At 33.9% G+C, this 233-nt stretch carries 1 protein-coding gene; it reads left to right on the plus strand.

From position 1 onward, the window contains the following. A partial coding sequence (locus tag EII29_RS11820; protein ID WP_148096457.1) for a hypothetical protein occupies nucleotides 1-233 on the plus strand: 233 nt, incomplete at both ends.

The raw sequence follows: 233 nt of genomic DNA on the forward strand, positions 1-233 counted from the left end.
TATGCAGGAGCGGTACATAACAGATTAAAATTTAAAGATATAGGCAGATCTAAAGAAGATACAACTATGTTAAAATTAGGAATCTTTAAATCAAAAGCGTTTGACCATAACAACAGTTTAAACTGGACGATATCGGGAGAAGGTTATGTATCGAGAAGTGATATGCATAGAAAGTTCCTTGTAGTGGATGAGATATTTGAGGCAAAATCATCATATTATACATATGGAGCGGC

It is taken from the genome of Leptotrichia sp. OH3620_COT-345 (assembly GCF_003932895.1).
Classification (GTDB): Bacteria; Fusobacteriota; Fusobacteriia; order Fusobacteriales; family Leptotrichiaceae; genus Pseudoleptotrichia.